Below are 12878 nucleotides of genomic sequence, written 5' to 3' on the forward strand. Positions count from 1 at the left end.
ATTGAATAAAATATTTTCATACCTGACGACCTACCTCAGTTTTTTCTACCATCGCCAGTTCTTTAGCCATGTCTAAAATTAGATGGTATTCAATTTTGTTTTGTCCACCTCGTTTAGAATTCTTCCTATTAGATGAATTACTTAGATCGCTCACCAAATTTGGCAAGCGAATAAAATCTACACCTTCAACGAATCCGTACTCTTCAATTCTTCCTTTAATCCAATTTGATAAGTTCCGAACAACAGTGTAATCACATGTATTACAACAGATCACATTTAAGTGCTAGATGTTGTGTAAAGAAATTTCCCCATTTGTATATATCAGCAATTTTACAATCACCATCTTTTTGACATCTTACCAAATAAGTAACAGTACCTTCTACATCCGTCTTTTTGGTTGCACCTACTGTTACTTGAACCATGTTTTCACTTGGCTCAGAAAACGTTAATTTAGCAGAAGGATCTAGATATAGACCCATCCATATAAATAGATAATAAAAATAATTACAATCTCTGCGTAGTCCGAGCGGTGTCTCATCTAAGCTCTTTTCTTTGGTATATATAGAATATAGTCTTTTTATATTATCATCCAGATATTTTGAAAAAAAGGAGTAATGATCTTTAATAGTTCTATAATCTGATTTGTTATCTTTTGTTTCGTCTGCTTTTAATTTAGATATATTTGAATCATACATCCCCTTTATAAATTGTAATTGTGGACTTTCCGCATATGCACATGCACTAATAAACAAACCTAATAAGACAAAAAGAATTTTTTTCATTTTTTCTTTCTGATAAAAAATTTCAAAATATTTATTTAGCTAAGTTATGTTATTGAAACTCCAAACTGGTTAAATAAATAGTTTATTTATTTCGATGTTTTTTGATTTCGGTGCGATAAAAATCATCAAGACATTTAGACATTTTTTTGGTAAAAGGTTTTCCCCTTTCAAATATTTCGGTAATTTTGCAATCCCCGTCTTTTTGACATTTAACCTGATAAGTAACTGAACGCTGCTTCAAGTCTTTGGTTGCACCTATTGTTACTTTAACCCTACCTGTGCTTGGTTCGGTAAATGTTAGCTTGGCCTTTGGATTTAACTCATTCACCTGCCATAAAACATCATAATCAATACAAGCTATACCCTCAGTTGCCTCTCCGTATTCATCATTTCTATCGTATAATTTTCTGATGTTGCTATCAAAATATTTTACATAGGAATCATAATCATAATTTGTTTCTCTGGTCTCAAGCTTTACGCTTTCTTTGTACATTCTTTTTATGTACTGCACTTGAGGGCTTTCAGCAAAAACGTCTGAACTGATACATAATCCCAAAACAGCAAGTAATAGTTTTTTCATATAACAGAACTTTCAAGTTAATTAAATATATAATTGTTTATTTTCTAAATCGCACGCTGTCGATTGTGTACAGCATGGCTGTTGAAACAATTAATTTCTTAATCATGTCATCAATACTCTAAACTGATTAAAAATATAGTTTTGTGTTTCTTTCATCGCGACCATAGTATTCAAACTAACAGTATTTGATAAATATTTAACATTTATGCTTTTATATTAACCACAACATTGCAACGTTCTTTTCCGAACACTTTGGCTACAAATTCACTATTTGATAGCACTGATAATCTCAGGCAATCTCCATGCAATTATAATCATCAGAATAATTAACGCAGCCGTCCACATGGTTTTACGTAATTCTTTGGGTGTGAAATTAATAGCTTCCATATGCACTCCTTGAATTAAAAAAATCACTCCGAAAAGTGGTTTTGATTGCGTAACAGAATCAAGATTAAAGTTTATATCCCTCAAGCTCTTTGGTTTTGGCTTTTATCAGCTTTATTCTACAGTTAAACCGGTTAATTTCTGTCTGCACCTCCGTATCAGCCGGCTTTTCTGAATTGCATTCATTATCCGCACTCTTAGTCCAACTTTTAAGGTTTGAGCTTAACTGATCTCTAATTGATTCTGGTATAGCATCCCATGTTGTTTCTAGTGTTTTTATTGAATCATCTGCTTCTTGCTTTAATTTCTGTAGCTTTGCTTCTTTTACGTTGGCATAAACTTGATCCTGCTGTGCTTGAAGTTCTGAAATACGGCTACGCGTCAATTCAGTCTCACAGTTTAAATATGCTATTTGGTTTTCTTCAGGTGAGGAGTACGCATTAGATTGACACTGTTTTTTCTTATCACGATTCCAAATGACTTGTTGAGATTTTAAATAATTTCGTACATCTACATCCATATTCTTCCATAAAGTATTTATTTCGTTATTCACTGCCGTATTTTCAAGTTTTGCACTTTGTAATAAAGCTTGAATATCTTCCTGAGATGTATTTTGATTATCTGTATTAGCAACTGTCTGCGTGTTATTTGATACTGGAGTATTTTCAGTCGTTTTTTTGTTACTTGAGCATGTTTCTAACAATACACCAACCACCACAAAAAAACCAATCGTTGCCAAGATGCTTTTTAAACAGCCGCCATTTTTGGCTACAGCAGTCGCGCTAGATGATGCAGCCGCAGATGCACTTTGATTAATGATAATCTGCGGCTTTGTCTCAGTTGGCTTTGTTTGAGCTGGATCACCATACCCATTATTATAGGTAGATGTATTACGGGCTTGGTTTAGTAATAAAGCTTTGTGTTCTTCATACTCTTCCTGAGTTATTGCCCCTTTTTCCAGTAATTCATACAAGCGTGTAAGTTCATTTGTTAATGATGGTTTAGACATAAAAAATCCTTATGCAGTATCAAAGTTTTTATCTAAGTTACTACAAACAAATCAAGATGAACAAAACCTCAAACATGCTATACCGGATAAAACAGATTTCTTCATGTTCTTCAAATTCCAAGCTGGTTAATCATATAGTTTATTTATTTCGATGCTTTTTGATTTCAGCGCGATAAAAATCATCTAGACACTTAGACATTTCTTTAGTAAAAGGTTTCTCACCTTCAAATATTTCGGTGATTTTGCAATTACCATCTTTTTGGCATTTAACCTGATAAGTGACCGAGCGTTTTTCTAACCCTTCTGTAGCTCCAATTGTTACTTTAACTTTGTTTATGTTTGGCTGGGTAAATGTTAGCTTAGCCTTTGGATTTAAATCGTTTCCCTGCCATAAAACATCATAATCAATACAACCCGTAGTACCCTCAATTGCCTTCCCGTATTTATCATCTCTTGCGTATAATTTTCTGATGTTGCTATCAAAATATTTTAAATAGTAATTATAATCATAATTTGTTTTTCTTCTATCAATCGGTATGCTTTCAAGCTTTACGCTTTCTTTATACATTCTTTTTATGTATTGCACTTGAGGGCTTTCGGCAAAAACACTTGAACCGATACACAACCCAAAAACAGCAAATAATAGTTTTTTCATATAACAAAACTTTCAAGTTAGTTAAATATATAATTGCTTATTTCCCAAATCGCGCACTGTCAATTGTGCACAGTACGGCTGTTGAAACAATTAATCTCTTAATCATGTCATCGATACCCCAAGTTGATTAAACATATAGTTTTGTGTTTCTTTTATCGCCGCAACAGTATTTCCACTAACAGTATTTGATGAAGTGTTAACATTCATATTTGGTATATTAACATTAACATATTTTCTATTGTCTGTATGTGTTGCTGTATTACCTCCAGCTAACTGGTTGCTTTGGCTAACTCCTTTTGATATTCGATTTGCGTTATACACCATTTCCATATTAGCGGTCTGTTTAAAAAAAGCATCCCGTCTGTCATGCCCGCTCTTGTATTTTGGGTCATCCTGTCGCCAGATAATATAATTATCACCTAATATTTTGTGCCCTTTATCGTATGCGACATTCGGATTATCCAAAAATTCTTTTTTGGTTTTGGAGTACGCGGGGTTGTTGGATATTTCAGACAGCATATACTTAACCATTTCATCAAGTGAAGCTTTTGATCTGGTTATTTTCCCGTTTTTATATAAACCCTTTGCTGTTAATTCCGCAATTAGCTTTTTAGCCCGAATTCCCTGCCAAGAAATCAGTCCAACATTTGTTGCGCCATTTTTCGGGTCTGTATGCGAACCAAAAAGAAAATCAGGATTAAATGAATTTTCCCGACCAATCTCAGCAGTCATTATTCTTGCTTGCTGTGCGGATAAACCGTGTTCACGAAGAGATGCATAAATTTGCTGAGCATAATTCATATTTCCTTTTGCAGGTACACTGGCTGCCGTTTTCTTCTGGTTTGGCGTTTCTGATGATTTCATGCGCGCGATGGTGGGAACTGATACACCATTTACGATATTTTTATATGAAACATCATTGGTTGCAGCAGTATTGCCTCTGGTATTTTTTTGAACAAAGTCTGATACCCAATATCGACCATTCCAGATAGCTACATGCCCAGCTTTGGCGTCCTGTCCAAATCCAGCTGGGATAGACATAACATCTCCAATTTGTGGAACATAGTCCTTACTATAGGCAATACTTTGGAACTTGCCAGTAGCAATCAAATTCTTCGCCACATCTTTACCATGTCCCCACGCTTTAATTCCTTGCTTCCTGAAGGATTCGTTTACATAGTATCCACAGTTTTTGCTACTTTTAGGCAATGCATGTTTTGTTGCGTAATCCGCTGCTTTCACTGCTGTATCAGCAGGAGCACTGTTAGAAGCTCCTTTCTTTCCAATCACAATTGGCTTAGTTGGTGGTTTATAAGAGCCGTTTACTTCTTCATATGTTTTGCCTCCGTGAAATAAACGATACGCACTTTCACCGATGAAATCGGATATATCCTCTTTTTTCTCACCCGTCGCCTTGGCAATCATTTCGGTAGCCATATCAGAAAATGATGCGCTTAATTTTTTAAACGACTCCCCAAGTGCATCAATCATTATTTTGCTGTTTTTAATGCCATTAGCAAAGGCTGTCCAGTCAAACAGAGATTTACCGCCCTTAGCCCAAGTGTCGTAATCGTCGTACAGAAGTAAAAAGGCACCCGCCAGAGCAGTTACCGCAGCAATTGCCGGTGCAAACGGAGCAACAAACCCTAGCAGCGCACGTCCGGCACTAAGCAAGGTAGGGATCAGCAGCGTGCCGATTACGATGGCTGCGGTCTGGAATACTGCTTTAACAACTTTTTCATGCCGTTGCAGAAACTCAAAGAAGCTGTTTACTACCTTAATCAGAGTAAGCAGTATCGGCGTTAATGCGTCACCTACCAACTGCTTCATGCTTTGCCAGTGTGCGCTCAATATCGCCTGCTGTTTGGTTAATTCGCGACTGCGGGCAATGGCTTCCCCGTCTGAGTGATACATTCTTTTCTGAATATCCAGAATTTCCTGTAACTCTTTGCGACCAGAAATTAAGGCGTTGATTGTGCCGTCATCAAAGCCCATTTTTTTGCCGATTGTATAAGCCTGTTCCTTTGGCATTTTCTGGAATGAATCAGCCAGATCAAGCATTACATCATCCAGCTTGCGAACCTTACCGGCATCATCAACAACACTGACGCCCAAAGCATTAAAATAAGGCAGCATGCTGGCGTCACCAAACATAACCAGCCCGTTCATAGCCTGTTTAATGCCGGTTAAAGAGGCTGTCATACCCTGCGCACTGCCACCGAAAGCACCTGCCGCATTCTGCCAGTCTGTAATACTCGCAGTAGCCATACCTAGCTGACCGGAAAGCTTTGACACTTCCATATTGGCATGCGCAGCATCATTAGCCAGTTTAAACAGCCCTGTAGAGCCGATGATGGCACCAAAAAACTTAGTTAGTTCCTTAGTGACTTTGGCTAATTCCTGTCCCATTTTTGCAATCTGTTCAATTGAACTATGGTATTTCTTAGCCAGTTCTTCATTAGCTTTTCCGGCTTGCTTTGAGGCTTTTTCGGTTTTATCCAGAGACTTTTCTAGTGCCTGATTTTTCTTTTCCGCTTTATCTGCCTGCGCAGCAAATTTAGATGTATCAAGCATTAGCTCGACAAGCATTTGTTCAACTATATTCGTTGTCATACTTATTCACCAACATTTTGTTATGTTCAGAAACCTGATAAACCTCAAGAATATTCAGTACATCCTCAAGCCCCAGTACACTATCAAGCTCAACGTAAGAAGCCAGTCCGGCTGTAATAACCTGACTGGCTAAAGAAGAGACATTCACTGTTTGCGCAAGCACGCCCTCACGGAAAGGCAATCCCGCCGTTAGCTCATATCTGGGGAATTGCCGTCCGTTAAAAAATCAATATGCACCAGTAAAGCCGCTTTACGTAATTCAAACAGTGTTTTTAAATCCTCAATATCACTTTCTATGTCCAGACTGCGCGCTAGTCCGCCAGATGGCACTATCTGCACGCAGGTAAGCAGTTCATCCAGCAATTCACCGCCTATCTGCGGGTCTATCTTGCTGATAACGCCAATGGCGAGTTTTGCCATTTCCAGCATGCCGCCGTTCGGATTGATACCCGCTGTATCAATGCCGCTTCCGGCAAGGGCAAACAGCGCACGCTGTGCCCATTTATCTGCCTGCATAATCGGCATTTCTGTGATCAGAAAGGTTTTACCTTTATCTCGACCGGTATCTATGCAGATTGTTCTTGTTTTACGTGCCATCAGTTAATCTCCTCTGCGCCATTCAGAACTAATCTGAATGTGTACTGGCTGCCTGCCAGTAATTTCTGACCGGAAGCCCCGCCGGTTAATTTAACTAATGCACCAGTGGCGCTATAGCGTTTTTTTACAGACGGAATCTCAACCACAATATCAATCGGGCGTGTTTCCATATTGGCATTAAAGTCTTTGCGGATATTTTCCATATGCTCAATTGACGGGCTGTTTGCCTCTAGATGCAGCGTCCATTCCACTTCATGCGGCGTGTAGCCCATTGACTGTTTACCATCCACACCCATGCGGGTTTCTGCGATATTGGCATCACCAAAGCCCCAGGCGTTATCCGCCTGAAAGCCTTGCATCGTAATATAGTTGTCGTATACACCTGCGCAGCGCAACATAAGTACGGAATTGGCTGATGTAATCGTTAGCGGGTTATGTCCCATTGGCATGATTTAATCCTTTTACTTAATCCATCTGTTTAAAAAGGTCGAGCTGATTAATTGCAGCCAGTTGCATTTCAAGCTGCCGTTTTTCTAATTTGCGCTGATTTAAGGCTTTACCTGCTGCACTGCCGCGCGCCTCAGATTCAGCCTGCTGCTTTTTTAGCAGTTCCATTTCCTGCAAAATTTTTTCACGATTGGCTATGCCGTTAGTCCAGTACTGCCATAATGCATCGTCACATTCATTCTGATAGCGGATAATGGTTTGCCTTTTATGTGAGGCTACTTTGTTTGGGTTAATGGTCATCAGCCAGCCAAAAAGTTTTCTCAATGGAAGGCAAAGCATTGAACGATTTCTTTCATCATTGGCAACCGTTTCGATCTCCATAACGGTTGATTTAAATCTCTGTTTTATCTTTATAAATTGACCACCCCAGCCCAGCCCCATGCCCTCAACAACCGTACGCATAGCTACATAAGGCTCACCATCGCGGTCAATTATCATTATTTCTGAACCTAAAAAATTAACGTTTAAATATTCCATGTTTAACTCCGAATGAATAAACAAAAACCCGTACATCTGTACGGGTTTTCAGGGTGGTTTTAGGGTTGTTCCCTTATTTGATTTCAGTGTTATTGCACCGCGATAGAAGCCAGATTCACAGTATGAACACTGCCGCCGTCTGCATACCAGAGCTTTAACGGCAATGATTCGCGCTGACCGCGTACCTGTGCTGAGGCTTTATTTATCAGCAGGCAGTAACCGGCTGTTTCAATCTGCCGGGCCGCGTCAAAACCGGCCTCATAATTAATCTGCGATTTCTGTGCTTCGGAAAGGTTTACTCCGCGCTGGATACCGCCAAAATTCAGCATTTCATTAATCGGGTCTTGTGCGGCTGCGCGGTGAATGGCAATACCCTCAGCGTTATACGGGATAGCTTTATAGCTGATAAGCATATTCATAAACGCCAGTTGCAGCTGAGCGTTGAAATACACCTGATTCAGGTAAGTATCTACCCAGGCAAAATCGCCGCTTACTCTGGTATTTCTGAAAAAGATAAACCGCTCATTAGCTGTTGCCCACGCGCCATAATAGGCGTAGCCGTTGCTTTCCAGTGCCGTGGCATCTTTAAGGGCGGTGACAGAGGCGGCGATACCACTTTGCCGCTTGAATTCCATAGTCGAGCGACCGTTTCTTTCACTAAAGTTGATGGAGGCGGCATAACCGCAAGCCAGCCCTGCCTGTTCGAGTGTGCCGTAAATCGCTGTTGTTCCGGATATGGCATTTTCTTTCAGCCATGAAGCAAAGCAGTTGGTGTTATTGGCAATCAGGGCGGTTGGCTCCTGCGCATAATAAACAAACCAGTAACGGCTGTTCTGTTTGCTGTTCCACTTAGCCAGTGCTTTCAGAACATCCTGAGTAAATGCATCGCCGATGGTAGTAATAACAGCATAATTCAGGGTATAGCCTGATACACGCTCCATTACAGAATCCGGACTGTCTGCCTTAGTGGCATTATCAGCAATCGCCCCGGTATTTTCAGTTAAGCAGAGGGCTTCTGCTGCTGTTCCGCTGGCAAAGGAAATAGCCGAACCTGCACCGGCAGACGGCGAGCTGATAATAAATGCCTGTAACTGCGTATCAAAGACAACATCGTTAGTTAAAGCCTCTTTGATTTTTACCGCAGCATCACTAAAGCTTTTGGCTTTGCTCAAATCGATTGTTGCAGTGATTACCGTGCCGTCTATGGTTAGGGTTAGATCCCCTTTGATGGCTTGCAGTTCATTCAACTGCAATGATTTGACACTGGCACCAATCAGCCGTGCACTAATATCTGTCTGATTGTAACGGACGATAAACAGGGTTGCGGGCTTGATGGTTGAACCGACATAACCATCAAAATAACACTGGGCAAACTGATACTGTTCACTGTTATAACCGTATACAGTGCCTACATCGGCGGCACTGGCATACTGATTTATCGGATACACACTGTTGTCTGACAGTACAACGGTATTTAAGTCTAGTGCATCACCGCCTGTACCGATTACCGCCGGATTGACGGTAACAATATTACTTGCAGGAATTGAAGGTAACATAATATTTCCTATGGGTTTTTCAAAGTTATAACCGGCATGTCCAGATAAGTCTGTTCATGCGTAAATTCAGGGTTGTATTGCAAAAGCAGCTCGACCATCCAGCGTTGCTCATAGCGTGACTGTTCATTGATAAACGTCATCTGTACAGGGTCTTTGCAGTAAAGCGGCTGGCAGGAGATAAGCCGCGCCGTGGTATAGTGGCTTTTCCAGAGATTGCACAGCTTGCGCGCTTTATCGCCTGAATCAGCCCCGTAAAAATCAATCTGCATGGTTATCTCAACTGACTGCTGCACAAAGGTCTGATTGTCTGCCGGCTCGTAATAATGCGCGGAAACATCCAGTGCCTGCTCAAACAGAATTGACATAACAATTGCCTGATCAGGTAAAGGTGCATCATTCTGGTAACCCTGTATGACTGATTCAGGCGGACATAAAAAAAGCCCGAGCAGATATGCGCGGACTTCTGTGTAAATCTGTTTATGCGTTACTGTCGCCATAGCAGCACCTTGCACCATGCCGGAAAGGATTCCAGCACCTGTTTAACCATCCATTCTGATGTTTCGTTTTCGCCGTATGCGGTAAAAATTACCCGTTCCGCACCTTTACCCTGTGAGCGGCGGATTGCAGCTATCTGACCGGTTAGATAGGCATAGATAAACTGCCCTTGCTGGTTAATCAGATTAAGGTGCTCAAGGTCGGCAGAGGAAATACTTTGCAACTGAATAGTTATAGGCTTTTCCTCAAAGCATGGCGCAATGGCACCGGATTCATCTACTGCTGAGCCTGAATTGATTTTTAAGACTGCCTCCTGATTAGGATTAACCCCGGCAATAATGCTGTTAGCCATTCCTCTAAGATTCATCATTATCTGATACCTCTACACCAATCGATCTGGACATCTGCATAGTGTCACGCAATGGAGCATCTCTGCCTTTTCTGGCGATGGTCGCTTTTGAGTTAGGCGGGTCTGTCCATGTCATGATTGATTCAACCAGATCGCCTTTCATAGCCTCACCGACCAGTTCCAGTCCTTTAGCCGCGCCATGCTGGCTAACCAGCCCCGGTAAAGCCTTAATCCATTCGCCCTTATGTGTCCGTACTGTTTTACGAAAGAATGAGCGCGCCGGAATGTTGATTGTGTGCGCCGGTACGGTATGAGTAGTGGCTAAATTGGCTTTAGACTGTTTAACAAAGCGGCCGTTAAGCCGGAAATCCCCGGTTTTTTCACTAACCAGCCGGTAAACGGTTATCTGGTGTTCCGGAATCTGAATCTGTGCGCCGTATTCATTCCAGAACGCCACCTGCGCAACGGGCAAGGGCTCGCCATCGGCTTGTGCATAGGTTGCACTCTCAAAAATACCTGCCCGCACCTTTTTGTTTTTGCCGGCTGCATATTTTTTCAGTGCATCCGATAAATCACCGGTTTTTTTCATACTAACGCCTAACCGGCATGGGAAACTTGCCGAGCACATAAAAGAATGAGCGGTATTGTTTGATCAATGCCCAGTAGCGCGCCCCGTATGGTGTCTGCTGGTACCACTTTTCCGACTGGGTAGTCTGGCCGTTATCCAGTGATACAGACACACTGCCCTCAGAAGCACTGGCAATACGACCGACTGCCTCGTTACCGCTGTCTGTACGCTGCTGTAAGGTGGCAATATGCGCCACCAGCAGAAACAGCAACAATTCACGCTCATCAGGATTTTTAATAATGCTTTTATCGGTGTTATTGCACTGCATGCAGGCTTCAACAAAAAACATACTAAGCTGATCATCAGTTGCGCTAATTTTCGGGTACAACTTTCTGAATCTGGAAGCATCAAACCTGACTACACCGCTCATGGCTGCTCCTTATTTTTCTACCGGCTGAACACTGGTTTCTTTTGACGGATCTACCGGCTCCATGTTTGACTGGTTATCTTTTTTTTCAGCGGCTTCGTCTTTCGCGGACGACACATTGGCATTAGCAAAAATCAGCCCGTTTTTAACCAGATCACGATCCTTGTTTTCTTCCAGCCATTTTGCCCAGAAAGCGGCGGAAACATTATAAGTAAGTCCGTAACCACAAATAATTCTTGAGGAATTGCATCCGTTTATTCTTTGTACCTGTTCACCCACCTGCAACAACAGCCCGTTAGGTAGTTTGCACCCTACTACTACAGTATCTTTTGCCATATAAACTCCGGAAATAAAAAACCGCCCACCTGGGCGGTTGTCTTAAATAAACACATCAGGAAGCCAGCATGCTGGCAATGAACATCGGGCGGTAAATCAGGGCACCCACAGTTCCCTGTGTCCGTTTCTGCTCATAACCAGACTGTTTCTGGATTAGTGCATGTACACGCATTTTTTCGGTAAATCCCAGCTCCACTGTTGGTATTGCTTCGTATTCATCAACAACCAACTGTACCATTTCGCCGGCTTTTGTCTTGTATTCAGGAATAGTGACGATTTTCAGATTCGGAAAATTTTTCTTAATCATGTCACTAACATTTAAGCCATACATATTAGTAGCTGTTATTGCCGCATTCATGGTTGGAGATAACAGCATGGTCATACTGGCATCCACATCAATTAAACCACCTGTCTGACTTACCAGTTGCGTATACAGACGCTGAATTGAATCATAAATACCCTGAACATCCATTTTTGCCCAAGGTTTACCGGCTATAGACGGCAAAAGGGACGGATCATTGAGCATGCCGAAAATCTCTAACCCTTCAATACCGAATAAATAACTTTTGTTCTGAAACTTATTCAGTGCCAATGCCGCAGATGTCTGCTTCTGTGTCGCCCAATCCAGCCGTGCACGGCCTGCTTTCTCCATCTCCCGCTCACCTATACGGATAATGGTCTGATAATGGTAGGTCTGCCGGTATGGATAGTTTACGTTGGCATCACTTAATGCATTATCGTTAAAGTCTCCGTATGTGGTTACACTGCCGACATTTTCAACAACCGGCACAGAAACTGTCTCATCCGTCCATGAGCCCAGCTTACGCTCATTAAACGCCTTGGCTGCGTTCATCGGTGTAACCAGAACCTCAATAACCCGCGGATCTACATATGTAGTAAAAAGTGAGGGAATCCCGGCATTAGGCATTGTTTGCAGTTCAGAATCCTGTGCAATCCGCATGCTGCTGCGTTCATCAAGTTCTACCGGTGCTTGTCCGGCAGCATATACAATACCTGCCCGTTCTCTCAGTGCAGAAAAATTTAATCTTGGCATATTTTCATCCTTAATATTTAGTAATTTTCGCCAGTGCACCAGCCTCAGCTTTCGACGCGACGATAAAGCCGGTATCTTCTGTATCAGCGGGTGCTTCTGTTGCTGCAATAACACTGCCGTCCGCAATGCTGGCAAATACTTTTTGTCCGATCTGCGCACCGGCAGCAAAGCGCGCCCAGAAATCCCCGCCATCGTAAAGCGTTATGCCGAATCCTTTCGGTATCAGCATATTTGCTTCCTGATTAAACTGGATAAACATGGCTGTGTTATCGCGCCGGATAAAACCAATCAGGCCGTTTGCGCATTTAGCATTACTGGCTGTACCGGTTTCCGGATCAAACCACGCAAACCGACCGACAGTTACGCCGTTTTCGCCGGCTTTAGCTTCACCCTCTCCGACAAGCATGGTGTGATAGGGATTTGTTGAAGCAAAATCACCCTCGACACCTACCGGTAAATCATTATTTAAATTCTTCTGAAAACTCATGT

Annotated in this window: 18 protein-coding genes; all 18 read right to left on the reverse strand. The window is 41.8% G+C overall.

Going from position 1 to position 12878, the window contains the following annotated elements:
- Nucleotides 1–16 precede the first annotated feature (16 nt).
- Nucleotides 17–274, reverse strand: coding sequence for an antA/AntB antirepressor family protein (locus H3U73_RS10830; RefSeq protein ID WP_084551424.1), 258 nt, complete (start codon nt 272–274; stop codon nt 17–19).
- Nucleotides 261–782, reverse strand: a complete 522-nt coding sequence (locus H3U73_RS06750) for a hypothetical protein (protein ID WP_084551425.1) — start codon at nt 780–782, stop codon at nt 261–263. The genes H3U73_RS10830 and H3U73_RS06750 overlap by 14 nt, the downstream gene beginning before the upstream one ends.
- Before the next feature lie 82 nt (nt 783–864).
- Nucleotides 865–1362 carry a hypothetical protein gene (locus H3U73_RS06755; RefSeq protein WP_084551426.1) on the reverse strand — a complete coding sequence of 166 codons (498 nt, stop codon included), beginning with the start codon at nt 1360–1362 and terminating at the stop codon, nt 865–867.
- 451 nt (nt 1363–1813) lie between these two features.
- A complete protein-coding gene (locus H3U73_RS06760; RefSeq protein ID WP_084551427.1) occupies nt 1814–2755 on the reverse strand; it encodes an SHOCT domain-containing protein in 942 nt (313 codons plus the stop codon).
- A 139-nt stretch (nt 2756–2894) separates the two neighbouring features.
- A complete protein-coding gene (locus H3U73_RS06765) occupies nt 2895–3410 on the reverse strand; it encodes a hypothetical protein (RefSeq protein WP_198190236.1) in 516 nt (171 codons plus the stop codon).
- A 102-nt stretch (nt 3411–3512) separates the two neighbouring features.
- Nucleotides 3513–6023, reverse strand: a complete 2511-nt coding sequence (locus H3U73_RS06770) for a phage tail tip lysozyme (protein WP_198190237.1) — start codon at nt 6021–6023, stop codon at nt 3513–3515.
- Complete coding sequence (locus H3U73_RS06775; RefSeq protein WP_025330135.1) at nt 6004–6204, reverse strand: hypothetical protein; 201 nt, start codon at nt 6202–6204, stop codon at nt 6004–6006. Before H3U73_RS06775 ends, H3U73_RS06770 begins: the two co-directional genes overlap by 20 nt.
- 8 nt (nt 6205–6212) lie before the next feature.
- Nucleotides 6213–6620, reverse strand: a complete 408-nt coding sequence (locus H3U73_RS06780; protein WP_198190238.1) for a hypothetical protein — start codon at nt 6618–6620, stop codon at nt 6213–6215.
- Nucleotides 6620–7069: a hypothetical protein gene (locus tag H3U73_RS06785; RefSeq protein ID WP_198190239.1), complete on the reverse strand. Its 450-nt coding sequence runs from the start codon at nt 7067–7069 to the stop codon at nt 6620–6622. Before H3U73_RS06785 ends, H3U73_RS06780 begins: the two co-directional genes overlap by 1 nt.
- A 16-nt stretch (nt 7070–7085) precedes the next feature.
- Nucleotides 7086–7604, reverse strand: a complete 519-nt coding sequence (locus H3U73_RS06790) for a phage antirepressor N-terminal domain-containing protein (RefSeq protein ID WP_198190240.1) — start codon at nt 7602–7604, stop codon at nt 7086–7088.
- A gap of 89 nt (nt 7605–7693) precedes the next feature.
- Nucleotides 7694–9160: a DUF3383 domain-containing protein gene (locus tag H3U73_RS06795; protein WP_198190241.1), complete on the reverse strand. Its 1467-nt coding sequence runs from the start codon at nt 9158–9160 to the stop codon at nt 7694–7696.
- A gap of 8 nt (nt 9161–9168) precedes the next feature.
- Nucleotides 9169–9675, reverse strand: coding sequence for a hypothetical protein (locus H3U73_RS06800; RefSeq protein WP_084551434.1), 507 nt, complete (start codon nt 9673–9675; stop codon nt 9169–9171).
- The gene (locus tag H3U73_RS06805; RefSeq protein ID WP_232336209.1) at nt 9645–10025 is read right to left on the reverse strand and encodes a hypothetical protein; all 381 of its coding nucleotides are present in this window, start codon (nt 10023–10025) and stop codon (nt 9645–9647) included. Before H3U73_RS06805 ends, H3U73_RS06800 begins: the two co-directional genes overlap by 31 nt.
- Entirely contained in the window at nt 10012–10593 is a 582-nt protein-coding gene (locus tag H3U73_RS06810) for a hypothetical protein (RefSeq protein WP_084551435.1), read from the reverse strand. Before H3U73_RS06810 ends, H3U73_RS06805 begins: the two co-directional genes overlap by 14 nt.
- A gap of 1 nt (nt 10594) precedes the next feature.
- Complete coding sequence (locus H3U73_RS06815) at nt 10595–11002, reverse strand: DUF4054 domain-containing protein (RefSeq protein ID WP_198190242.1); 408 nt, start codon at nt 11000–11002, stop codon at nt 10595–10597.
- 9 nt (nt 11003–11011) lie between these two features.
- Complete coding sequence (locus H3U73_RS06820; protein ID WP_084565058.1) at nt 11012–11335, reverse strand: hypothetical protein; 324 nt, start codon at nt 11333–11335, stop codon at nt 11012–11014.
- Between the two features lie 55 nt (nt 11336–11390).
- Nucleotides 11391–12389 carry a major capsid family protein gene (locus H3U73_RS06825; protein WP_084565061.1) on the reverse strand — a complete coding sequence of 333 codons (999 nt, stop codon included), beginning with the start codon at nt 12387–12389 and terminating at the stop codon, nt 11391–11393.
- 10 nt (nt 12390–12399) lie between these two features.
- Nucleotides 12400–12876 carry a hypothetical protein gene (locus H3U73_RS06830; protein WP_198190243.1) on the reverse strand — a complete coding sequence of 159 codons (477 nt, stop codon included), beginning with the start codon at nt 12874–12876 and terminating at the stop codon, nt 12400–12402.
- Nucleotides 12877–12878 lie beyond the last annotated feature (2 nt).

Source organism: Snodgrassella sp. W8124 (assembly GCF_016100875.1).
In the GTDB taxonomy this organism is placed as follows: domain Bacteria; phylum Pseudomonadota; class Gammaproteobacteria; order Burkholderiales; family Neisseriaceae; genus Snodgrassella; species Snodgrassella alvi.

Excerpts from the sequence above, each read along its gene's own strand:
- H3U73_RS06820 (WP_084565058.1), bottom strand. The coding sequence starts at position 11,335 with ATGGCAAAAGATACTGTAGTAGTAGGGTGCAAACTACCTAACGGGCTG.
- H3U73_RS06770 (WP_198190237.1), bottom strand. The coding sequence starts at position 6,023 with ATGACAACGAATATAGTTGAACAAATGCTTGTCGAGCTAATGCTTGAT.
- H3U73_RS06785 (WP_198190239.1), bottom strand. The coding sequence starts at position 7,069 with ATGCCAATGGGACATAACCCGCTAACGATTACATCAGCCAATTCCGTA.
- H3U73_RS06790 (WP_198190240.1), bottom strand. The coding sequence starts at position 7,604 with ATGGAATATTTAAACGTTAATTTTTTAGGTTCAGAAATAATGATAATT.
- H3U73_RS06795 (WP_198190241.1), bottom strand. The coding sequence starts at position 9,160 with ATGTTACCTTCAATTCCTGCAAGTAATATTGTTACCGTCAATCCGGCG.
- H3U73_RS06765 (WP_198190236.1), bottom strand. The coding sequence starts at position 3,410 with ATGAAAAAACTATTATTTGCTGTTTTTGGGTTGTGTATCGGTTCAAGT.
- H3U73_RS06755 (WP_084551426.1), bottom strand. The coding sequence starts at position 1,362 with ATGAAAAAACTATTACTTGCTGTTTTGGGATTATGTATCAGTTCAGAC.
- H3U73_RS06805 (WP_232336209.1), bottom strand. The coding sequence starts at position 10,025 with ATGATGAATCTTAGAGGAATGGCTAACAGCATTATTGCCGGGGTTAAT.
- H3U73_RS06750 (WP_084551425.1), bottom strand. The coding sequence starts at position 782 with ATGAAAAAAATTCTTTTTGTCTTATTAGGTTTGTTTATTAGTGCATGT.
- H3U73_RS06780 (WP_198190238.1), bottom strand. The coding sequence starts at position 6,620 with ATGGCACGTAAAACAAGAACAATCTGCATAGATACCGGTCGAGATAAA.
- H3U73_RS06760 (WP_084551427.1), bottom strand. The coding sequence starts at position 2,755 with ATGTCTAAACCATCATTAACAAATGAACTTACACGCTTGTATGAATTA.
- H3U73_RS06810 (WP_084551435.1), bottom strand. The coding sequence starts at position 10,593 with ATGAAAAAAACCGGTGATTTATCGGATGCACTGAAAAAATATGCAGCC.
- H3U73_RS06800 (WP_084551434.1), bottom strand. The coding sequence starts at position 9,675 with ATGGTGCAAGGTGCTGCTATGGCGACAGTAACGCATAAACAGATTTAC.
- H3U73_RS06815 (WP_198190242.1), bottom strand. The coding sequence starts at position 11,002 with ATGAGCGGTGTAGTCAGGTTTGATGCTTCCAGATTCAGAAAGTTGTAC.
- H3U73_RS06830 (WP_198190243.1), bottom strand. The coding sequence starts at position 12,876 with ATGAGTTTTCAGAAGAATTTAAATAATGATTTACCGGTAGGTGTCGAG.
- H3U73_RS06825 (WP_084565061.1), bottom strand. The coding sequence starts at position 12,389 with ATGCCAAGATTAAATTTTTCTGCACTGAGAGAACGGGCAGGTATTGTA.